Origin of the sequence: Chitinophaga sp. CC14, from assembly GCF_048957795.1 — a bacterium.
GTDB classification, from domain to species: domain Bacteria; phylum Bacteroidota; class Bacteroidia; order Chitinophagales; family Chitinophagaceae; genus Chitinophaga; species Chitinophaga ginsengisegetis.
Genome location: NZ_JARBFY010000001.1, coordinates 791,649 through 814,440, shown reverse-complemented (window position 1 = coordinate 814,440; position 22,792 = coordinate 791,649). Strand labels below are relative to the sequence as shown.

General features: G+C 46.4%; 20 protein-coding genes. 11 read left to right on the top strand and 9 right to left on the bottom strand.

What is annotated here, in order from left to right; genetic code table 11:
* Positions 1–3: 3 nt before the first annotated feature.
* The 6 genes from ccoG (at position 4) to PV783_RS03435 (ending at position 6,310) form a co-directional block, all read left to right on the top strand.
* Positions 4–1,389, top strand: coding sequence for a cytochrome c oxidase accessory protein CcoG (ccoG, locus tag PV783_RS03460; RefSeq protein WP_420987110.1), 1,386 nt, complete (start codon positions 4–6; stop codon positions 1,387–1,389).
* A 37-nt stretch (positions 1,390–1,426) separates the two neighbouring features.
* Positions 1,427–1,864, top strand: coding sequence for a FixH family protein (locus tag PV783_RS03455; protein WP_420987108.1), 438 nt, complete (start codon positions 1,427–1,429; stop codon positions 1,862–1,864).
* Positions 1,865–1,902: 38 nt separating this feature from the next.
* Entirely contained in the window at positions 1,903–2,631 is a 729-nt protein-coding gene (locus tag PV783_RS03450; RefSeq protein ID WP_111577184.1) for a sulfite exporter TauE/SafE family protein, read from the top strand.
* Positions 2,615–3,973: an oxygen-independent coproporphyrinogen III oxidase gene (hemN, locus tag PV783_RS03445; RefSeq protein ID WP_420987107.1), complete on the top strand. Its 1,359-nt coding sequence runs from the start codon at positions 2,615–2,617 to the stop codon at positions 3,971–3,973. Before PV783_RS03450 ends, hemN begins: the two co-directional genes overlap by 17 nt.
* Before the next feature lie 650 nt (positions 3,974–4,623).
* Positions 4,624–5,571, top strand: coding sequence for a UDP-3-O-(3-hydroxymyristoyl)glucosamine N-acyltransferase (locus PV783_RS03440; RefSeq protein ID WP_420987106.1), 948 nt, complete (start codon positions 4,624–4,626; stop codon positions 5,569–5,571).
* A gap of 67 nt (positions 5,572–5,638) precedes the next feature.
* Positions 5,639–6,310, top strand: a complete 672-nt coding sequence (locus tag PV783_RS03435; protein WP_079471537.1) for a hypothetical protein — start codon at positions 5,639–5,641, stop codon at positions 6,308–6,310.
* 173 nt (positions 6,311–6,483) lie between these two features.
* Here the strand turns inward: PV783_RS03435 and PV783_RS03430 are convergent, their stop codons facing one another.
* The 3 genes from PV783_RS03430 to pheS form a co-directional block, all read right to left on the bottom strand.
* The gene (locus tag PV783_RS03430) at positions 6,484–7,479 is read right to left on the bottom strand and encodes an NAD-dependent epimerase/dehydratase family protein (RefSeq protein WP_336387665.1); all 996 of its coding nucleotides are present in this window, start codon (positions 7,477–7,479) and stop codon (positions 6,484–6,486) included.
* 51 nt (positions 7,480–7,530) lie between these two features.
* Positions 7,531–8,382 carry a 3-hydroxyacyl-CoA dehydrogenase NAD-binding domain-containing protein gene (locus tag PV783_RS03425; protein WP_235015977.1) on the bottom strand — a complete coding sequence of 284 codons (852 nt, stop codon included), beginning with the start codon at positions 8,380–8,382 and terminating at the stop codon, positions 7,531–7,533.
* Between the two features lie 90 nt (positions 8,383–8,472).
* Entirely contained in the window at positions 8,473–9,501 is a 1,029-nt protein-coding gene (gene pheS, locus PV783_RS03420) for a phenylalanine--tRNA ligase subunit alpha (protein WP_079471535.1), read from the bottom strand.
* Between the two features lie 102 nt (positions 9,502–9,603).
* Between pheS and PV783_RS03415 the strand changes: the two genes are divergently transcribed.
* A complete protein-coding gene (locus PV783_RS03415) occupies positions 9,604–10,440 on the top strand; it encodes a sensor histidine kinase (protein WP_420987105.1) in 837 nt (278 codons plus the stop codon).
* On the opposite strand, the gene PV783_RS03410 is transcribed toward PV783_RS03415, so the two are convergent.
* Together PV783_RS03410 and PV783_RS03405 are read right to left on the bottom strand one after the other, a co-directional pair.
* Complete coding sequence (locus PV783_RS03410; protein ID WP_079471533.1) at positions 10,437–11,123, bottom strand: response regulator transcription factor; 687 nt, start codon at positions 11,121–11,123, stop codon at positions 10,437–10,439. The genes PV783_RS03415 and PV783_RS03410 overlap by 4 nt on opposite strands.
* A 17-nt stretch (positions 11,124–11,140) precedes the next feature.
* Positions 11,141–12,580 (bottom strand): sensor histidine kinase, encoded by a 1,440-nt coding sequence (locus PV783_RS03405; RefSeq protein ID WP_159454382.1) that lies wholly within the window; start codon positions 12,578–12,580, stop codon positions 11,141–11,143.
* A gap of 191 nt (positions 12,581–12,771) precedes the next feature.
* On the opposite strand from PV783_RS03405, the gene PV783_RS03400 reads away from it, so the two are divergent.
* Together PV783_RS03400 and PV783_RS03395 are read left to right on the top strand one after the other, a co-directional pair.
* On the top strand, positions 12,772–13,563 hold the full coding sequence (locus PV783_RS03400; protein ID WP_363432228.1) for a GLPGLI family protein: 792 nt from the start codon (positions 12,772–12,774) through the stop codon (positions 13,561–13,563).
* Positions 13,564–13,606: 43 nt separating this feature from the next.
* Positions 13,607–16,474 (top strand): TonB-dependent receptor domain-containing protein, encoded by a 2,868-nt coding sequence (locus tag PV783_RS03395; protein WP_420987104.1) that lies wholly within the window; start codon positions 13,607–13,609, stop codon positions 16,472–16,474.
* A gap of 72 nt (positions 16,475–16,546) precedes the next feature.
* On the opposite strand, the gene PV783_RS03390 is transcribed toward PV783_RS03395, so the two are convergent.
* Positions 16,547–16,828, bottom strand: coding sequence for a hypothetical protein (locus PV783_RS03390; protein ID WP_079471529.1), 282 nt, complete (start codon positions 16,826–16,828; stop codon positions 16,547–16,549).
* A gap of 213 nt (positions 16,829–17,041) precedes the next feature.
* Here PV783_RS03390 and PV783_RS03385 point away from each other — a divergent pair, with 213 nt between their 5' ends.
* Positions 17,042–17,935: a hydroxypyruvate isomerase family protein gene (locus tag PV783_RS03385; RefSeq protein ID WP_079471528.1), complete on the top strand. Its 894-nt coding sequence runs from the start codon at positions 17,042–17,044 to the stop codon at positions 17,933–17,935.
* Between the two features lie 58 nt (positions 17,936–17,993).
* Positions 17,994–19,448, top strand: coding sequence for an amino acid permease (locus tag PV783_RS03380; protein WP_079471527.1), 1,455 nt, complete (start codon positions 17,994–17,996; stop codon positions 19,446–19,448).
* Here PV783_RS03380 and PV783_RS03375 read toward each other — a convergent pair.
* The 3 genes from PV783_RS03375 to mqnC form a co-directional block, all read right to left on the bottom strand.
* Positions 19,445–19,987, bottom strand: a complete 543-nt coding sequence (locus tag PV783_RS03375) for a GNAT family N-acetyltransferase (protein WP_079471526.1) — start codon at positions 19,985–19,987, stop codon at positions 19,445–19,447. The genes PV783_RS03380 and PV783_RS03375 overlap by 4 nt on opposite strands.
* A gap of 138 nt (positions 19,988–20,125) precedes the next feature.
* Positions 20,126–20,749: a hypothetical protein gene (locus PV783_RS03370; protein ID WP_079471525.1), complete on the bottom strand. Its 624-nt coding sequence runs from the start codon at positions 20,747–20,749 to the stop codon at positions 20,126–20,128.
* 858 nt (positions 20,750–21,607) lie between these two features.
* On the bottom strand, positions 21,608–22,732 hold the full coding sequence (gene mqnC, locus PV783_RS03365) for a cyclic dehypoxanthinyl futalosine synthase (RefSeq protein ID WP_079471524.1): 1,125 nt from the start codon (positions 22,730–22,732) through the stop codon (positions 21,608–21,610).
* Positions 22,733–22,792: the final 60 nt, after the last annotated feature.

Genomic DNA, 22,792 nt, shown 5'->3' with positions numbered 1-22,792 from the left:
ATTATGACCAACAGCACATTCAGAGATACAATAGCTACCGTTGACGGGCAAGGCAAACGCAACTGGATTTATGCAAAGCAACCGAAAGGCCGCTGGTATAATATCCGGAGCTGGGTGAGTCTCCTGTATTTTAGTGTTTTTTTCAGCCTGCCGTTTATTTCAATAAATGGCAGGCCCTTGTTTATGCTGAATGTGGTGGAGGGGAAGTTTATACTTTTTGGCGCCATCTTCTGGCCGCAGGACTTCTTCATTTTCGGACTGGCGATGCTGGCGTTCATTCTTTTTATAGTAGTGTTTACAATGGCCTTCGGAAGGCTTTTCTGCGGATGGATGTGTCCACAAACCATTTTTATGGAGCTGCTGTTCCGCCGGCTGGAATACTGGATAGAAGGAGATGCGGCGGCGCAAAAAATGTTGCAGCAGTCGCCCTGGAATACCAATAAAATTGTCCGGAAAACAGGCAAGCACCTTGCCTTCTATGCACTGTCTTTTCTCATTGCCAATATATTCCTGGCCTATATCATCGGGGCCAAAGCGCTGGGCAGGATTATCACCGAACCCCTGTCCGCTCATACCGGCGGCTTTATTGCCATCATCGTGTTTTCAGGGGTGTTTTATGGCGTATTTGCCTTTATGAGGGAGCAGATCTGCACGATTGTATGCCCGTATGGCCGTTTACAGGGGGTATTGCTGGACAGGAACTCCATTTTGGTGGCTTATGATTATGAAAGGGGAGAACCCCGTGGAAAGTTCCGTAAAGACGATTCCCGGGCACATGGCGACTGTATCGACTGCATGCAGTGCGTAAAGGTATGTCCTACGGGGATAGATATACGGAACGGCACCCAGCTGGAGTGTGTAAACTGCACGGCCTGTATTGATGCCTGCGATTTTATGATGGAACAAACCGGCCGGCCGAAAGGACTGATCCGGTATGCTTCCGAAAACGGCATCGCCAGCAAACAAAAGCTGCGCTTTACGCCGCGGCTCAAAGTATACTCTTCAGTACTGGTGGTATTACTCACTGCCATCGGCTTTATGCTGGGCAGCCGGAAACCGGTAAGCGGCACTATCATGCGCACAGCAGGTATGCTGTACCAGGAAAGAGGTGCCGATAGTTTGTCGAACCTGTACCGTATTAAACTCCTCAATAAAACCGGCCGGGATATTCCACTCGGGTTGAAACTGGAAGATGAAAGCGGCGTGGTATCCATGATAGGCAATGCAGTGATCCATGTAAAGGCCGAAGGACAGGGAGAAGGTACTTTCTTTATTGTATTGCCAAAAACAGCTGTACACCAGCGTAAGTCAACTTTATATATCGGGCTGTATGAGCACAACGAAAGAATTACCCGTTTACGCACCACGTTTTTAGGACCGGTGCAATAAACGGGACAGGGCGTTCACATCTTAAAAAATTATTACCATGAACTGGGGACATAAGATCATCATAGTGTTTGTAATATTCGCCGCCGGCATTTTAACGCTGGTTACCAAAAGCATGCGTACCAGGGTTGATATGGTAACGCCTGATTACTACGGCGAGGAATTAAAATACCAGCAGGTAATTGATGGAAAAGAAAATGCCGGGAAATTATCCGCTCCTGTTGCTGTATCCCAGGAAGATACTGCTGTGCTGATCTCTGTTCCAGCTGAGCTGCGGAACAAACAAATCACCGGTAAAGTAACCTTTTACCGGCCTTCCGATTCAGGCAAAGATATATTCATGCCGCTTCAACCCGACCAATCAGGCAGGCAGTTGGTTAGCCGGCAGCTATTCATCAGGGGACAGTATAAAGTGAAGATAGCATGGACCATGAACGACCAGCCATATTACCAGGAACAACTGGTAAATATTAATTGAGGATAGTTATTTAAAAAATTACAAAAGATATACGCATTATGATCGCTTCATTTATACTGGGGTTTGTGGGCAGCTTTCACTGCATAGGAATGTGTGGTCCTATTGCATTAACGCTGCCCGTACAACATCTTAACGGTAGCCGGAAGCTAGCGGGCATCCTGTTATACAACGCCGGCCGCATCAGTGCCTATGCCATTCTCGGATTAGTTTTTGGCTGGCTGGGCAGACAGTTATACCTGGGCGGTTTACAGCAATGGTTATCGATTATCACCGGCAGCTTACTGCTTGTGTTGGTAATATTGAAATACACCGGCATAAGATTAACAAAAGGCAGGCATCTCCCGGATATTTTCACTTCAAAAATAAAATCCCGGCTGGGTAACCTGTTACGGCAACAGCGCTTCCATACTTTATATGCCATTGGCTTTCTGAACGGACTCCTTCCATGCGGGCTCGTATACCTCGGTATTGCCGGTGCAGTTGCCTCCGGCGATGTGCTGAAAGGGATGTTGTTCATGGCTGCCTTTGGTGCAGGTACTTTACCTGCTATGGCCGGTGTTAGCTATTTCAGTCACCTCATCAGCATACCGGTACGTAACCGGATGCGCAGCATGATACCGGTTGCAATCAGTATCATGGGTGTGTTGCTGATCCTCCGTGGGCTGAACCTGGGCATTCCTTACATCAGCCCGGTGATGACGCCCCATAGTGAACATGTTGTTGAAAATTGTTGTCATAAACCATCAAATCATGAGCCTCATCAGTAAATATAACGTGGCCGCACCGCGGTACACCAGTTACCCTACTGTTCCTTACTGGGAAGAACCAACTTTTCATCCGGAGAAGTGGAAGGCGCTGTTGAAGAAATCATTCCTGGAGTCGAATGGTAAAGACGGGATCAGTATATACATTCACCTGCCTTTCTGTGAAAGTATGTGTACGTATTGTGGTTGTAATAAACACATCACGGTTAATCATGGGGTAGAGGGGCCTTATATTGAAACCCTGCTGAAGGAGTGGCAGCTGTATGTGGATACCTTCGGCGGGCGCCCCCGTATCCGGGAAATACATCTTGGCGGAGGTACGCCTACCTTTTTCAGTGCAGCGCACCTGGCCATGTTGCTGAATGGTATTTACCGCACTGCCGAACTATTGCCTGATGCCAGCCTAAGTTTCGAAGGCCATCCAGGCAATACCACACCGGAACATCTTCAGTCGTTGTACAACCTCGGCTTCCGCAGGATCAGTTTAGGTATACAGGACTTTGATATGCGGGTGCAGGAAATCATCAACCGTTTGCAACCTTTTGGAATGGTGGCATCCGTAGTAGAGAACGCCAGGAAGATTGGATTTACCTCCATCAACTTCGACCTGATCTATGGCTTACCGTTGCAAACGCTTACAAGTATGCAGCATACAGTTGATAAGGTTGTCCGGTTACGCCCCGACAGGATCTCTTTTTACAGTTATGCACACGTGCCCTGGATAAAAGGAACCGGTCAGCGTCGTTATACAGAAGCAGATCTGCCAAAGGATGAAGAGAAACGGCAGTTGTATGAACTGGGTAAGTTACTGTTCGACAGTAATGGTTATACAGAGATTGGTATGGATCATTTTGCACTGCCGGAAGAGGCGTTGCACAAAGCTTTCCAACAAGGGCGGTTGCACCGGAACTTCATGGGTTATACAGATTCTCCCACATCGCTGCTGGTTGGCTTGGGAGCATCTTCCATTGGCGACAGCTGGTATGCTTATGCACAAAATGAGAAGAAGGTGGATGCTTACCAGGAACTGGTGAACAAAGGTGAGTTTCCGGTGGTGCGTGGTCATATACTGAACGAAGAAGACGGACTACTGCGGAAGCACATTCATGAGCTGATGTGTCATTTTGAAACTACCTGGCACAAGGCAGATACACAGTGTGATGCGATCATTGATGGCCTGCAGCGATTGCAGGAGCTGGAGAGGGATGGGTTGGTGCAGGTACTGCCTCAGAAGGTGGTGGTTACGCCTGAAGGAAGACCATTTATCCGCAACATCTGCATGGCTTTTGATGCAAGGCTGTGGCGACAAGTACCACATTCACAATTGTTTAGCAGCGCTATATAACGCCAGCGGATGTTGTCTTTCTCAGGATTAAACTGATTAAACTGATTTCCTTTTTGGGATTTTAAGTGATTAAAAAAATTTGGGGAGATAAAGCGAATATATCTGCCTATATCTCCCCAAATCCTTTAAAATCAAAAGTGATCAAATCCCTAAATCAGTTTAATCAGTTTAATCCTGAGAAAGACAACATCCGCTAAGGTAATTTTTTTGCTTTTTGGGGCAGAAAAACCCAAAAATTGAAAAAACGGGGGTGTTGCCCGGGTTATGCATTTACCGGGAAATGGGGATGAAAAAAAGGAAGGTGTAGTGATGAATTTTAGTGAGATAAAAATGCGATCTGCTGTAACGCTTTATTCATGCGGGTTTCAGAGGCAATAAAAAAAGTCTGACCGTTGGAACAATCAGACTTTCTTGTTATGTGAATGGGTTAGTAAGTACAGGGAAACAAAATTCCCTACACAATATTAAAAAGAATTTCATCACAAAAGAAAAAATTTACAAAAAATTTTATTCACACTACTAAAATAATTGTGGATAACAGCAGATTGAAACTTTCTGATCGTCGTTATCATGCCTTCATATTTTGATTGTTGCAATCGCCGATTTACTACCTTTGTTGCTCTTAAACATTATTCAATAATTCAGAGTATATGAAGTTCGAAGCACCTGTTGCAGTAACGGAAATAGCAGCATATATAGGCGCAGAGCTGGTTGGCAACAGCCAACTGATGGCCACTGGCATCAATGAAATACATAAGGTTACACCGGGAGATATTTCCTTTGTTGACTTTGAGAAATACTATAACGCCAGTCTGCAATCGGCAGCAACAATCATTATCATTAACAAAAAGGTAGATTGTCCGGAAGGCAAGGCAATTCTGGTGCTGGACGACCCCTTCAGTGCGTATGTAAAACTCGTTAAAAGATTCAGGCCATTTGAGGCGGCAACCAAAGCCATCAGCGATAGTGCCGTGATAGGAGAAGGCACTGTTATTCAACCCAACGTATTCATTGGCAATCATGTGCGTATTGGCCGTAACTGTCTCATTCATCCCAACGTAACGATTTATGACTACTGTGAAATCGGAGACAACGTAATTATCCATGCAGGAACAGTACTCGGATCGGATGCCTTTTACTTTAAGAAAAGAGCAGAGCGCGAAGTGATGTATGATAAGCTGGAGAGTTGCGGAAGAGTGATCATTGAGAGTGATGTGGAACTGGGCGCCGGCTGTACCATCGACAAAGGCGTAAGTGGCGACACCATCATAGGCCGCGGCACCAAACTGGATAACATGATCCATATAGGTCATGGTACCGTTATCGGTAGAAATTGCCTCATTGCTGCACAGGCAGGCATCGCCGGCAAAGCCAAAATCGAAGACAATGTGATCCTCTGGGGACAGGTAGGCGTGAATAAAGATCTCACCATCGGAAAAGGCGCCGTTGTACTCGCACAAAGCGGGGTGCCTGCTTCCCTCGAAGGTGGTAAAACATACTTTGGTTCCCCGGTAGAAGAAGCCAGGGCAAAAAAGAAAGAACTTGCCTGGATCAAACGCATCCCCGAAATGTGGGAGAAACTGAAAGAAACCAGGTAATCATCCAACGGCGGGAAGCAGCATCACTACTTCCCGCCGTTTCAGCATATTCAAAACCACCCGCTTCATGAAGTATTTGTTTGCCGCCTTACTCCCCCTGCTGCTCTGGAGTTGCAGCACTACCAAGCCCGCTGCCGTTAAATCATCCCTATACACCAACGACCAGGAATGGCCGGTGAAGGTGAAAGACGGCTGGCTTACCGCTAAAACCATTTCTTTTGGCCTTTATTCCACTACTTCCCGTAAAAACGGGGTAGCGGAAGCTACCTTCATCAAAGACCCGAAAAACGCCTTTAATTTTTATCTGAACGGCAATGAGGAACACCTGTTGATACAAACCATGAACACTACGGCAATTGTGTTTTCCAACCGCGATTTACCGTCTTATTTAAGTAGTTTGCCGGCAGCTACGGACCTTCGCTATGCCTTGATCAACGGCACGAAGAATGAGCCGTTAAAACGCTGGGAAATGATCATTAAAAGCCCTCATTACCTGGAGCTGAATGAAAACAAACCGGCAGGCGTATTAAGGTCTACGGATACAGATATACGCATTACCGCCAATAACCGGTTCGGTAAAGTGAATTCCTACGAAAATGTGTGCTACGAATTTCAATACCGCGGGCAACCTGTGGCGGCAGTAATACCGGGCGAAAAACCACGGGTATGGATGAGCAGGGAAGTGTCTCCTGAAATCTCCAAAACACTGGCAGCAGCTATAGCAGCGTTCCTGTTTTGAGTAGAAAGCGGATGTAGTCTTACTCAGGATTAAACTGATTTTACTGATTTAGGGATTTTACTTTTTGGGATTTTATAAATGATTTGGGGAGATCTAAGCGGGTATATTCGCTTAGATCTCCCCAAATCATTTATAATCAAAAGTGATCAAATCCCTAAATCAGTAAAATCAGTTTAATCCTGAGAAAGACCAACTCCCCGTTCCCGGAGATAGGCGGCAGAAATATTCCGGATGGTTTCTTCCAGTGGCCGGAACTGAAACCCAGGTAAAGCCTTTAAGATCTTGTTGTTTTCGTAATATACTTTGAGCTGGGCTGTACGGGCTGTTTCTTTGGTGATGAGCGGATGTTTGCCTGTAAACATCGCTTTTACCTTTTCAAGGCGCCACACCGCTTCGGCCATCCAGGGCTTTGCCGCAATATGCGGCGGCTTCTTACCAAGCGCCTGCGCCATAGTGGTAAATAACTGCAGATAACTCCAGTTATCTGCTGCCAGGATAAACCGCTCCTCGTTGATATCGCTGTCCATTAACCGGATCATGACAGCTACCACATCCTCCACATCTACAAATCCATTTACACCCTGCGTGTAATAGGGAAATTCTTTCCAGGCATTTTTGATCAGGGAGCCGGAGCCTTCATCCCAAAAACCCGCACCCAGGATAATGGCAGGGTTCACAATCACAGCATCCAATCCTTCTGCAATACCTCTCCATACTTCCATCTCTCCCTGGAACTTACTGATGCTGTAACGGGAATTATTTTTACTGTCTTCCCATTCACATTCCTCATTTACAGCAGCACCAGGCTTTGCCCTACCGATAGCAGCTACAGAGCTTACATACAGGAGCTTTTTAACACCTGCATCCAATGCCATATTCACCACATTGGCAGTGCCTTCGGCATTAATTTTCAGCAGGCGGTCTTTGTCCGCTGCCTGGAAAGAAACGACTGCAGCACAGTGATATACCTGTGTTACATCCGTCATGGCATCTTCCAGTGCGCACACGTCCAGGATGTCGCCTGGTACCCATTCTATTTTATCGGAAATATCCTGCAACCGGGGAGAAGGTTGTTTACGGTACAATGCCCTCACAGGTTTCCCTGCGGCAACCAATGCCCGGATTAAATGACTACCCAAAAAACCTGTACCGCCGGTGACTAAAATCATGAAGACTAAAATTCTTTTTTCTGAAAGAGGTTCAAAAATAACTAAAACCTGTTATTGTTCGTACCTGTAAAAACCCAATCCTGTTTTACGTCCCAGCTTACCTTCCTTCACCCGCTGTTCCTGCAGTACATTAGGTTTAAAGCGGGGCGCCTGCTCAAAAGCATCATACAGCGATTGCGTTACTGCCAGGTTGATATCGTTACCTATCAGGTCCATTAATGCAAAAGGACCCATTTTAAACCCGGCTGCTTCCAGCAGCTGGTCGATGGTACTGAAGTCTGCCTGACCCCGTTCTGCAATATGCATGGCTTCCAGGTAATAATGCCTGGCCACCCTGTTCACAATAAAACCGGGAGAATCTTTTACCCTTACCGGCACTTTACCCATCTTCTCTGCCAGTTCATAGATGGTATCTGCTACTTCCGGAGCGGTTTCCTTTCCGCTTACCACTTCCACCAGTTTCATCAGGTGTGCAGGGTTAAAGAAGTGCATGCCCACCACCCTCGACGGATGAACGCTGACAGCCGAAGCTATTTCAGAAACAGAAAGAGAGGATGTGTTGGAAGCAAAAATGGTTTCCGCAGTGTTGATAGCGGCCAGCTGGTTAAAGAGTGCTGTTTTGGCGGTTATTCTTTCTACAATAGCCTCTATGATCACATCGGCTACACAGTCTTCGATAGCTGCGGTAAAACGGATCCGCTGCAGGATGCTGTCTTTATCTGCAGGGGTCAGTTTCCCTTTTTCCACGGCTACCGTCAGGCTCTTCTCAATCTGTGCTTTCGCCCTGTCCAGGCCGTCCTGCTGAATATCAAACAACAAAGTAGTAAATCCGCTGTAGGCTGCTATTTGTGCTATTCCGGCACCCATGGTGCCTGCGCCGCATACGGCAATAGTTTGAATCACTTTTTGAGGTTTTTCATCCGGTTATTACATAAATGCAGCGGAATATTCCGCTGCATTTATGTAATAACCAAATAGCCTGGTAATAAATATTTACACTGCTCCTTCAAATTGTTCCAGGAAACGGGTGTCGTTTTCAGAGAACAGGCGCAGATCTTTAATCTGGTATTTCAGCATGGTAATACGTTCTATTCCCATCCCGAAAGCAAAGCCGGAATATTTTTCCGGGTCGATGCCGCAGTTGGCCAGTACTTTTGGATGTACCATTCCGCAACCGAGTATTTCCACCCAGCCGGTTTGCTTACATACATTACAGCCGGTACCTCCGCAAATGAAGCATACGATGTCCATTTCCGCGCTGGGTTCTGTAAACGGGAAATAGGAGGGACGGAAACGGATGCCTATGTTTTCGCCAAACATTTCCTGGACAAAGTGATACAGCGTTTGTTTGAGGTCTGCGAAAGAAACGTTTTCGTCGATGTACAATCCTTCTACCTGGTGGAAGAAGCAGTGCGCACGGGCGGAAATGGTTTCATTACGGTATACTCTTCCCGGGCTGATGATACGGATAGGCAGTTTGCCTTCTTCCATCACCCTTACCTGGGCGGAGGAAGTTTGCGTACGCAGCAGCCAATCCGGATTTTTGCTGATAAAGAAAGTATCCTGCATATCACGGGCCGGGTGATTTTCCGGTAAGTTCAATGCTGTAAAGTTGTGCCAGTCGTCCTCAATTTCAGGCCCTTCGGCAATGGTAAAGCCCAGGCGCTCAAAAATGCGGATGATCTTATTCCTTACCAGGCTGATAGGGTGCCTGGTACCTAACCGGTGAGGGGCGGCAGGCAACGTATAATCTATATCGCCGGCATCTGCGCCACCAGCATCTTTCAGGTCACTGAACTGCTCGTAGCGGGATTCCGCGAGTTGTTTAAATTCGTTTAATATCTGCCCGAATTCTTTCTTACGGTCATTCGGTACCTGTTTCATCTCCCCGAAAAGAGCTTTCACGATACCTTTTGTACCCAGGAATTTTATGCGGTACTGTTCCAGATCCGCTGCGCCGGCAGGCGTAAAAGCCGCTATTTCTTCTTTGTAGGCTGCTATTTGCTGTACTAACTGTTCCATAAACAACAAAGATAAGCGTTTAGGCGTAAACTGAAGAGGTTTACCCCTTGCTCCTTTTTTGCCGGAAATGACGTATATTTTCATGAGCAAATCGAGGGGGTTATGCCTGTCACTATACACACTGTTATGCTGATACTGGCTGCAGCCGGCACCGCCATTCTTTTTCTCCTTTGTCTGCATTACCGTTCCCGTTACCTTCTTTTCAAAGGCAGTAGCGAAGCTATGATCCGGAACAGCCACCAACAGGAGGCTTCCCTGCTTCTTCTCCACAAACAACTGACCGAACTAAAACTGGTGAACCTGAAGTCACAGGTGAACCCACATTTCCAGTTTAATTGCCTCAACGGCATTTATACCGCCCTCATGACCGGGGAAACGGCGCTGGCACAGGAATATATTTCACGCTTCGCCGGCCTGCTCCGGAAGGTGTTAATGCTGGCCGATAAGAATTTCATCCCTTTACAGGAAGAAACCGACCTGCTGGAGCTTTATCTGAAACTGGAACAATTGCGCACCAATAACGGGTTTGAGTATACGCTCTATACCGATCCCCAGATCTCTCCATCGGCCTTATATGTGCCCTGTATGCTGGTACAACCTTTTGTGGAAAACGCCATCTGGCATGGCCTCATGCATAAGAGCACAAACCGGCTGCTGCAGATCCAGTGGATGCAGCTGGCGCCGAACCTGTATGCCTGCGAAGTAACAGACAACGGCATTGGAAGGGTACAGGCCCTGCAATATCATCACGACGGGCTGAAAAGCAACAACCATCACTCCCGCGGCATGGAAATATGCATGGAAAGGGCCACCCTTTACCGAACCATGTATCATAAACAATTTAATATTGAAATCTCCGATCTGTCCGGAGCGGAGAACACGGTAGAGGGTACCCGTGTGTATATTACCTTTGAATCCGACCCGGCTATGAGTCGTTAAAAAATCAGTTTGTAACCCACTCCCCGGATGTTCACAATCTGTACGCGGGAATCATCTTTCAGGTACCGGCGGAGTTTCGTGATAAATACGTCCATACTGCGGGCGTTAAAAAAATTATCATCTCCCCAAAGGTCCAGCAGTACAGCCTTACGCTCCATTACCTCATTTTTGTTATCGTATAGCCGGCGTAAAATGGCCGCCTCGCGGTGCGACAGGAACTCGATGGAATTATTACGGGCAAGGGTTTGTTTGGTGTAGTTAAAAATATACTGGCCAATGGTTACAGCGCCTTCTTCCATTTCACGGGTGCCGGGGTTGTCGCCGAAACGTTTCAGCAGGGCCGTAATACGCACTATCAGCTCGTCCATACTGAACGGCTTTTTCAGGTAGTCGTTTCCGCCCAGTTCAAAGCCTTTCACCACATCGGCCGTCTGGGATTTGGCGGTCAGGAAAATGATAGGAGTGAATTTATCCTGCTTACGGATTTCTGCGGTCACCGAAAAGCCATCCATGTTGGGCATCATGATGTCCAGCACCACTACATCGGGATGTTCCTGCTGGTATATACGCAGCCCTTCTTTGCCATCGGCGGCATACAACATTTCAAATCCCCGCATTTCAAGGCTGTCTTTCACAATTTGTCCAAGCTGCACTTCATCTTCTATCAATAATACTTTGGGCATAAATCTCTTTTATATGGTTACGCAGAAGGGATGATAATGGTAAATTCGCTGCCTTTATCCGGTTCACTTTGCACCTGTATGGCGCCGCCATGCATCTCCACTATTTTCCGCACGTAACTTAATCCCAGGCCAAATCCTTTTACGTTATGCAGGTTGCCGGTAGGCACCCTGAAAAACTTATCAAAGATACTGCCCTGGTATACCTTCGGAATGCCGATGCCATTATCTTTTACCCGGATCTTTAAGATACCGTTTTCAAGGCTGGTTTGCAGATATAATTGCACGTGTTCGCCGGAATACTTAATAGCGTTATCCACCAGGTTGTTGATAGCGCTGGCCAGGTGCGTTTTATCAACAAACACGGTTTTGCCGGCCAGGTTATTATCATAACGCAGCTGTAGCTGTTTTCCTGCTTTAAGCTGGTGGTTGGAAAGGATGTTATCAATCACTTCGTTCAGGTCTGTTTCCTCCCTGAATAATTCAATATCTTCTTTTTCTTCGGCAGCAATATGCAGTACTTTTTCCACCAGGTCTGATAAGCGCTGCAATTCATTTTTTGATATATCGAGATACGTTTGTGTTTTACGCTGGTCGTTCAACGCATTGAAATTCTGTAATGCCTCTACCGCTGCAGACACTGTTGCAATGGGCGTTTTCAGCTCATGCGTCATGTTATTGATAAAATCATTCTTTACTTCCGACAGCTTCTTTTGCTTAAGAATTGTTCTGAGCATATACATAAAACTGAGGGTAGTAAGCACCAGTAATACCAGTGAGCTGAGCAGGGTCCAGATCATCTTCTGTAAAATAAACTGCAGGGGAGAATCGAAGCTGGCCTGTACGAATAAGTTGCTGGCAGGGTTAAAAGGAATTTTAGCCGTTTGCCTGGGTTCTCTCCGGCGGATGCTGTCCCTGAACGTTTCCCTTTCAAAGCCGCTGTAGTTCAGATGGAAGGTATCCAGTTCATAAGGCGTGGCTATCTGGCGGTTGGCCAGCTCCACTTTGAATACCGAATCCAGTTTTTTAAGATTGGTGCTATCGTCGTGTAAGTTGCTGGTAATGAGGAACTCAGAGATCTGCCTGGCCAGTGTATCCACATATATCCTGTTGGGTGAGTCGCCCGGGAAGGCGGTTGTCCTGGGCTGCCCCGGGTAGCGGTCGTAATGCTGCCCCTTGAAGCGCCTGCCTTTAGGCATACCTATTTCTTCCAGCTGATCTGCCAGTCCGCGCATAGGTAACTTCAGCGAGTCTTTATCTTTCCCGAAATAACGGATATAGCGGCGTACATCAGAAAACTGCTTATTGAACACGGCCATCCGCAGCGATTCGTTGATCTCTTTATTGAACTGTTCCTCTCTTAATTTGTATGAATTATACAGCCAGTACCCCTGGAACAGAAATATGCCCAGGATACAGACAGACATGAGGATGAGAATATTTCTGATTCTTTGTCGCATGAAAGATTTTAAGATCCTTACAAAACTATCCATTCCACAGGGAAAACAAGACAATCCCTTAACAGTAATTAACAGTAAATAAGGAAGATTAACGCTTACAGACAGCCCTTAACAGTAAATAACAGTAAATAAAGCTTTTTAACCCAAAAAATGAAAGCGAAGATTCACATTTGCTGTAAAATCAATCAGGTATGAACCGAACTATCCGTTTATTCATCGCAGCAGCTACGCTGCTATCTGCTACCAGCCCTGTATTTGCACAGCAATCAGGAGTAATAGAATATGAAGTAACCGCCAAAACAGACCCCGAACGCATGCGCGGATTCCAGCGTGGTGGCGACGATGCTCCCGAAATTCCGGATGTCATCACCTTCAAACAGGTATTTACTTTCAGCAACAACCTCGGCAAACTCACTACAGAACGCCCTGAAGGCGGTGGCTTCGGCGGCAGAAGACAACGCCCCGAAGGAGATACCAGCACCCGTAATCCACGCAGACAAGGCCCCGGCGGCATGGGTATGGGCATGATGGGACGGGGAGGTAACGCACAGTATGTAGACCTGGCCAATAAAAAGTATGAACAGGTATTCAGCACCTTCGGCGATGATAAGAAAACTTATTATACAGAAGAAGATTTCATCTTTACCGCTAATAACAAGTCGTCCGACAAAACCAAAAAGATTGCAGGATACAACTGTAAAAAGGCCACCATACAGCTGAAGGACGATACCTACACCGTTTGGTATACCACCGATTTACCTTTCAGTTTCTCCCCGGTGAACGGATTATTGCCCGACAGCAACGCCGTAGTCCTTTCTGCTGAAGGCAGCAAACGCGCATTCACCGCAAAAAGCGTTAGCCTGAAAGCCATAACAGATGCGGATCTCAGCATTCCTGCCGGTGCAGAAAAAGTAACGCAGGAACAGATGAGAGAAATCAGGAAACAGGAAATGGAGAAATTACGTAAGCGGCAACAACAATAAATAAATTTCATCCTAACTTTCCCCTTTCCTGTTAAATTCATTTATGAAGAAACTTATACAACTCTTGCTGATACTGGGTTTGGGCATTATACATGCCCAGGCTCAGGCTCAACAAGGAAAGATTAAAGGCCAACTGACTGACTCTACCTCCAGGGATGCCATGCCCGCTGCCACGGTTGTGCTACTGAACGCAAAAGACTCCAGCGTTGCTACCACCACCATGACAGACAACAAAGGCAACTTTGAACTAACCAACATCGCCGATGGCGCATACCGCCTGTACGTAAGCTTCCTGGGCTATAAGCCCATCAATAAATCAATACAGATTAACCAGGACCATAAAGAATTATCTCTCGGCAACATCCCAATGGTGCTCAAAGGAGTAAATCTGAATGCCGTGGAAATACTGGACGAGAAGCCACCCATTGTAGTTAAAAAAGATACCCTTGAATTTAATGCCGATGCATTTAAAACCCGTGAAAATGCAGTGGTAGAAGACCTTTTGAAGAAGCTACCCGGTGTTACTGTAGATAAAGATGGCGCTATTACCGCACAGGGAGAAACTGTTACCCGCGTACTGGTAGATGGTAAACCGTTTTTCGGCAACGATCCCAAACTTGCCACCAAAAACCTTCCGGCCAATATTATTGATAAAGTACAGCTGATAGACAGAAAATCAGACCAGGCACAGTTCACACAAATCGACGACGGGCAAACAGAAAAAACAATCAACATCACCATTAAGAAAGATAAAAAGAAAGGATTGTTTGGCCGCGCTACCGCAGGCTATGGCACCGACGACCGCTATGGCGTTTCCCTCAGCTTAAACCGCTTCAGGGAAAACCAGCAGATGTCGTTGCTCGGCGGCGGTAATAACGTAAACAATATGGGCTATACCCAACAGGATGCGATGAGTTTCAGTTCTGCCGGTGGTGGAAGAGGCGGTGGTGGCCGCGGCGGCGGACGTGGTATGCAACAGTTCATGGGCGGCGGTAACAACAGCGGTATCACCCGCAACTGGAACACAGGCCTCAACTTCAACCAGGACTTCAGTAAAAACCTGATCGTTAACGGCAGCTACTTTTTTAATGATACCAAAAATAATATAGAACAAAAAACGGCAAAGCAAACATTCAGTACAGATAAACAAGGCAATGCCACCACCAACTACGATAACACCAATTCCACCTCCCAAACAGACAACAGCAACAACCGCTTTTCTGCAAGGGTGGAATATACAATCGACTCCTTTCATTCACTGATTTTTTCACCAACGTATTCCCTTACAAACGGCAACAGCTATAGTGTTACAGACAACCTGTCGCTGAACACCAACAAGGATACATTGAACAGGGGACTCACCTACAATGATGGCCAGGGCCACAATGAAAATTATGGTGGTACCCTGTTGTTCCGCAAACGGTTCAAAAAAGCAGGCCGTACACTGAGTCTTAACTTTAGTTATAACAACAGTGATAATGATCAGGAGAACTACGTAAAGTCAAGTATTAACTACGTTTCTGCCGACAGTGTTGTTAACTTCAATCAGCGCAATCAAATAAATACCAATAGCCGTAATGAAGGTGTAAACCTTACCTATACAGAACCGTTGGGAAGGGACCGTTTCCTGGAAGCAAATTATGGCATCACGAAATACAACAGCAACAGCACCAAATACACCTACGATTATGATGATGCGAAAGGAGAGTACAATATCATGAACGACTCGCTGAGCAATTCTTTTACCAACAGTACATTGAACCAGCAGGCCGGCTTTGCCATACGCACCAACAAGCTGAAATATGATTACTCCATAGGATTAAATGTGCTGTTTAATAACCTGGAGAATAACACGTATTCATTCCTTACCGGGAAAGATAGTCTGATCACACAAAACACGGTCAACTTCTCTCCGCAGGCATCTTTTAACTATACCTTTTCCAAAAACAAACGGTTACACATAAACTACAACGGGAATACACAGCAGCCATCTGTACAACAGCTGGCGCCTGTGCCGGACAACAGTAACCCGCTGTATATCCAATTGGGTAATCCGGACCTGAAACCATCTTTCACCAATAACCTCAGCGTTAATTACAACTCGTTTAACAACATCACCTTCCGGGGTATGTTTGCACGGTTGAACGGCGGTTATACCGTGAATAAAATTATCAATGCTACTACTCTTGATCCTGAAACAGGCAAGCAAACTGTGAGGCCGGTAAACGTAAATGGCAACTACAATATTTCCGGTATGGTGCACAACTCCATTCCTTTGTCTAAAACACCCGGACAAAACCTGAACACAGGAACTTCCGTGAGTTATAATAAAGATGTAATTGTGAGCAATGGCATTAACAGCAGTACCAATTCATTGCAGTTGTCGCAATCCGCCAACGTAAGCTATATGTACAAGGAGCTGTTTGACGTTTCACTGGGCGGCAGCGTTAATTTCAATGCCACCAACTATTCACAGGCCAGCGCAGGCGCCAATGATACCCGCTACCTGGATTACAACATCAATACCGACTTCAACATCAATCTGCCGCTGGGATTCATGATAGGCAGCGATATTACCTGTACCATGAACCGTGGCCGTCAGGCGGGGTATAACCTTACCTCCACCATGTGGAACGCCAACGTTTCAAAGTATGTATTCCCGAAAAAACAGGGGATGATCAAGATCCAGGGATTTGATCTGCTGAGGCAATATATCAGTGTATCCCGCACCGTGGCAGATAACTACATCCAGGATGTGCAGAGCAATGTGTTACAGCAGTACTTTATGGTGAGCTTCACCTACTTCCTGAATAAGTTTGGAGGTAATACCGGTAAGGGAGAAAGAGGCAACCGTATGATGGGTTTCCCTCCGGGAGGCGGCCGTGGCGGAATGAGACCAAGAGGCTTCTGAGTTAACCATTTATAGAAAAGGGCATTATTAATCAACAGAGATTAATAATGCCCTTGTTATTTTAAGAATAATTCAGATCGACACCGTTCTTCTGGGGGCCCTTACCCGCTTCAATACCCAGGCGAGGGTAAAGGTGGGAATAAAATCGGTGCCTGGAAATAACTCTTCCATAAAGTTAAAAACACTACCGAAAGTACCAATAGTGCCGCCAAACATACGGTAGAAAATGATGGCAGAAATCGGGGCCCAGATAAAGTCGCTGACGTCCCCTAATACCGGAACTGCGTAACTGGCGCATCCTAACAGGTCCATCAGGATGCAGATCCATAAACTGGGAGTATATTTTTTTTCCATATCAACCTCCGCTTTTCAATACTTAAACAAATTACTTACCAAAATCTAAACTAACTGCAAGTTACTATATAAACGCGGGATGAGCGCGGTTGGATCTACGGGAAAAATAAAATCCGTATTTCCACGCTCTTTTCCTTCCAAAAAAGGCGGCGGGAGCTTGTAAGTAAACATAATTTCGCCTACATTGATGGCAGTTTTAAAGCAAACCTTTTTATGCATCAGGAAAACTCTCGCCGCGATATGATTAAGAAAGTAGCCACAATGGCCTTCGCATCCACCGCGTTATCATCCCTCTCTACCAGGGTAGCTGCACACGATCTGGCAGTAGGTGAAGAATTAAAAGGCAAAATTAACCACTCGGTATGCGCATGGTGTTATAACATGCCGCTGGATGAACTGTGTAAGGCGGCTAAACAAATAGGCATTCATTCCATTGACCTCGTTGATCCGAAAGACTTCGACATTCTGAAGAAGAATGACATGATCACCGCTATGGTAGCCAGTAACGGCCCGGATTGGAATATTGGCAAAGGATTTAACACCGTTGCCCACCACGATAAACTGGAAGAGTATTTTAAGCATTATATAGATGAAACCGCAAAAGCCGGTTTTACCAACCTGATCTGCTTTTCAGGCAACCGTAACGGCATGAGCGACCAGCAGGGCATTGAAAACTGTACCAAAGGCTTACAACGCATTATCGGCTATGCAGAAAAGAAAAAGGTAACGCTGGTAATGGAGCTGCTGAACAGCAAGGTAAATCACCCCGACTACCAGTGCGATCATACCGCCTGGGGCGTAGAACTGTGTAAATCAGTGGGCTCTCCCAATTTTAAGCTGTTATACGACATTTACCACATGCAGATCATGGAAGGGGACGTAATCAGTAATATCCGCAGCTACCACGAATATTTTGCGCATTACCATACCGGCGGAGTACCTGGCCGTCATGAAATTGATGAAACCCAGGAGCTGTACTACCCGGCTATTATGAAAGCGATCTACGAAACCGGCTTTAAAGGCCATGTGGCCCAGGAGTTTATTCCTGCCCATAAAGACCAGATCGCATCGCTCCGCCAGGCGATAGGAATCTGCGATCTGGCTTAAATTCATAAATATATCCTACTTTCGCGGACCAGTCTACTAAAACAGTAGGGTATACAACATGAATCAATCTTACAAAAAGCCTTTATCATGGCTGCTCAACGAGTCGGCCAGTGAAAGTAAAGATACCCTCAAACGCACGCTGAATGGCTTTCAGCTGCTGATGCTGGGCCTGGGTGTTATTATCGGTGCAGGGTTATTTTCCCTTACGGGACCTGCAGCCGGCAATAACGCCGGGCCGGCAGTTACACTTTCCTTTATAGTGGCAGGTATTGGCTGTGCATTTGCCGGTCTTTGCTATGCTGAATTTGCCTCCATGATCCCCGTGGCGGGGAGTGCATACACCTACGCCTATACGACGATGGGGGAGCGGCTTGCCTGGATCATCGGGTGGGACCTCGTGCTTGAATTTTCCGTAGGAGCCGCCACAGTGGCCATCAGCTGGTCTAACTACCTGGTAGCCTTCCTTGCAGGATACAAAATTTACATTCCGGCGCAGTTTTCACACTCCCCGTTTGAAACCATAACCCTCGCAAACGGCGTCACTACCCACGGCTATTTCAATCTTCCTGCGGCATTGGTCATTATCCTCATGTCGGCTATCCTGATGCGCGGCACCAAAGGCTCGGCCATCTGGAACGCAGTAGTGGTATCGCTCAAAGTGGGCGTAGTGCTTGTTTTTATTGCCCTGGGCTGGAAGTACATACAACCGGCTAATCTCACTCCATATATTCCTAAAAACACAGGCACCTTTGGAGAATACGGCATATCCGGTATTCTGCGGGGAGCAGGGGTTATTTTCTTTGTATACCTGGGTTTTGATATTGTGAGCACCGCGGCGCAGGAAACCAAAAATCCGCGGCGCAATATGCCTATAGGCATCCTCGGATCGCTGGCTGTTTGCACGGTCCTTTTCATTCTTTTTTCCCATGTGCTCACCGGACTGGCGCCCTATAAAGAGTTTAAAAACAGTGCGGCGCCGGTAGCTATTGCCATTGCACACACGCCTTACAAATGGCTGGGGCAAATGATTATCCTGGCCATCATAGTAGGTTATACCTCCGTGATCCTGGTGGATCTCTGGGGACAATCGAGGGTATTTTACAGTATGGCTAAAGATGGGCTACTGCCAAAGATCTTTTCGGATGTTCATCCCCGTTACCGTACCCCCTGGAAATCGAATATCCTTTTCTGTGTGTTTGTAAGTTTGTTTGCAGCACTGGTACCGGTAAGGGTAGTAGGGGAGATGACCAGCATTGGTACCCTGCTGGCGTTTGTGATCGTATGCGCGGGGGTTTGGATCATGCGGTATTCTATGCCGGACGCACCGAGGGCATTTAAAACACCGTGGGTTCCCTTTGTACCGCTGATGGGCATTATCACCTGCGCGGTGATGATGGCGTTCCTGCCCTGGGATACCTGGCTGCGTCTCATCGTATGGATGGCAATAGGTATGGCGATCTATGAATTTTACGGTAAGAAACACAGTAAAGTACGCAACCAGCTGAAAAGCTAATATTTCCAGTCCTGCCGCAACACGCCCATTACCACCATATCCACATACTGCCCATGCAGTTTGGCGCTGTGGCGAAGGGTTCCTTCTTTGGCAAATCCCAGTCTGATCGGGATTTGCCCGCTACGTTCGTTTTGCAGCACAAAGCGGATCTCTATTTTATTCAGGTGGAGTTTTTTGAAGGCAAAGGAAATGAGTCCTTTGCACGCAGCGGTGGCAATGCCTTTCCGCTGAAAATCTTCTCCTATCCAATACCCGATTTCTGCTTTCTGCAACTGGTGATCCCATCCATGAAGATCAATAACACCGCAAAACTCTTCTTTGTACCATACGCCCAGTGCGATGGCTTCCTGTTCTTCGGCTTTGCGTAACATCAGCTGTATAAAACGGAGGGAATGTTCTTCGTTGGTATTATAATCTACCCAGGGTAAAAATCTGCGCAGGCTTTTACGCGATACATCCAGTTGTTTATATACCAAAGGGGCATCCTGCACCTGTAGCTGCCGGAGGTATATGTCTTCATTAACGGTTACTTCGAACATAACTGGATTTAAAAGGGCGTTAAACTTACACCGATTTCCCGTAAAATCCAACCAGCTCGCAGTAAATAGCCGCTGACCTTTAGTTTTAGTGTACAAAAACTAAAAGCCCGCGGCTGTTTATTCTCTATTTATTACCGTTTACTGTTTTGCTAACAACTGTTGTTTAGCCATATCTTTTACTACCTGCTGGGCGTATAATACGGCCATTCTTTCCGTTGTTGGCGGGTCGAAAGACTGTGACTGTACGGAGTACAGCATTTGTCCGCTTTTCATATCATACAGGTTAGCTTCCCACTGATACTTGGTGTTGTAGGTATAGTATCCCGGTGCATACATCCTGGATGACCACATAGAGTAATAAGGCCAGAAGCCATAGTAGCCGTAAGGTGAATAACTGGGAACAAAGTTTCTTTCCCTGCCTTTATCCAGCATTACAATGGTCATGATCTGGTTTACATCACTACCCTGTAATTGCTTCAATACCTGCTTTTCATTCATTTTAGCCATGTCGTTGGGGCCGTAGGTCTGGAGTGCAGATACGGCATTATATCCCTTTCTTCTCAGTTCCGATACGGTATAATTTTCCATCTGGCTGCGCAGGGTACGGTCTCTCTGAGGTACCAGCGCCATTACCATTATTTTGTTATCCTTTTGCAGTTGCTGTGCATCATTGGAACGCCAGGAAGACGTTACTTTGGTGCTTGAACAGGCTGCCATGACGATCATTGCAAATCCCGCCATGATAAGACCCAGCTTTTTCATATTCCCTCCTTTAGTTTAATTAGTTAGTTTGTACCTGTTAGACGTAGAACAAGACGATTTGTAACATGTACACGATAGTTTTAACAAATCTTTGAGACTTGTTAATGATTTGCTAATGAATGGTTTATGCACAATAAAAAAGTGCTTGCCCTGGAATGCTTAGCGAAGGCGAGCGGAGGTTGTCCTGGAACACTGATTACATTGATTTTACGGATTGGCTTTTGTGATTTTGAGGGATTTGGGAAGATGAGTACACTCGTCAGATTTTAATTTCTGCATTGATATTTCTCTGGAAAATTGGCTTTATTTTCGCTTTTTGTATGATTTTCGGAAAATTCAGTGAATTTAAACGGCTTTTCTCCATCACCATTCTTTAAATAGTTTAAAAAGCTGAGCCCGTTTAAGGGCAAGGGTTTATTGAATGCCGTTCACTCACTTTCGCCGGTATATCAGGGTACTGTTTCACTTATAGGGGTAGTATTGCGCACAACGGCCCGAATTTTTTCGTCTGTAATGCACTGTGGTAAACGATCCTGGGATCAAGTCCACGTCCCCTCCACGTCACCTCCGCGTTATCTCCATGTAATAAGCATGTGCTAAGTATCTGCTAAGCGTATGCTACACAGGAACGAAGCATCTTAAAAGCAATCTTTAAAGGCAGTTTTTATTCAATCCCTATTGTCCCCTTCGTCAACCTCTCAAAATCCAAAATCACAAAAAGCCAATCAGTAAAATCGGCGTAATCAGTGTCCCAGGACAACCTCCGCTAACCTTCGCTAAAATCACAAAACCCTGATCAGCCAATCAGCATGATCAGGGTTCCGGGACAACCTCTTGTTTAAGTTAGTATTTTTCTTATCAGTAGTTGATTACCTGTTCTTCAATAGCGGCAGGCAGCTCTCTGAATTTGTACAATTGTGTGCGTAACTGTGGTTCAAAACCAGCTTCGCGGATCGCCTCCTGCATAGACAGGTAGGTGAAACGATGCGGCGCGCCGGCGGCACTCACCACATTTTCCTCGATCATGATAGAACCAAAATCGTTGGCGCCGGCGTGCAGGCAAAGCTGCGCCACCTGTTTACCCACGGTTAACCACGATGCCTGGATATTTTTAATATTCGGCAGCATGATGCGGCTCATGGCGATCATACGGATATATTCTTCTGCGGTAGTCATGTTGTGTACACCACGGATCCTTGCCAGCAAGGTATCCACATCCTGGAATGTCCAGGGGATAAAAGCGGTAAAGCCATAATTCCCTTCCGGCTTTTCGCTTTGTACCTGCCGGATATCCACCAGGTGTTCAAAACGTTCCAGCACCGTTTCCACGTGACCAAACATCATGGTAGCGGAAGAGGCAATGTTCAGTTTGTGCGCTGCACGCATTACATCCAGCCACTCCTGCGCACCGCATTTTCCTTTCGAGATGAGGCGGCGTACGCGGTCGTTCAGGATCTCTGCGCCGGCGCCTGGAAGACTGTCCATGCCCGCTTCCTGCAGGGCACGGAGCACTTCTATATGCGTGCTTTTTTCCAGTTTGGTGATATGTGCTACTTCGGGGGGCCCGAGGGTATGTAATCTTAATGCAGGATATAACTGTTTCAGTTCCCTGAAGAGATCTACGTAAAAGCTGAGGCCCAGTTCCGGGTGGTGTCCTCCCTGTAACAGCAGCTGGTCGCCGCCATACTTAAGGGTTTCCTCGATCTTCTTTTTGTACTCTTCAATTGGCGTAATATAAGCCTCTTTGTGGCCGGGAATGCGGTAAAAGTTACAAAACTTGCAGTTGGCCGTGCATACATTGGTGGTATTTACGTTCCTGTCTATCTGCCAGGTTACCTTTCCATGTGGAACCTGCTGCTTGCGTAACTCGTTGGCTATTTCCATCAATTCTGCCAGTGGAGCATTTTCAAACAGGTAAACGCCCTCTGCTGCTGTCAGAAACTCAAAGTTCTGCGCCTTTTTGTATAAATCCTGAAGTTCCATATGCTGTGTTTCTAACCCTGAATAACTTCAGCAAAGGTAGTATTTAGGCAATTAACCGCC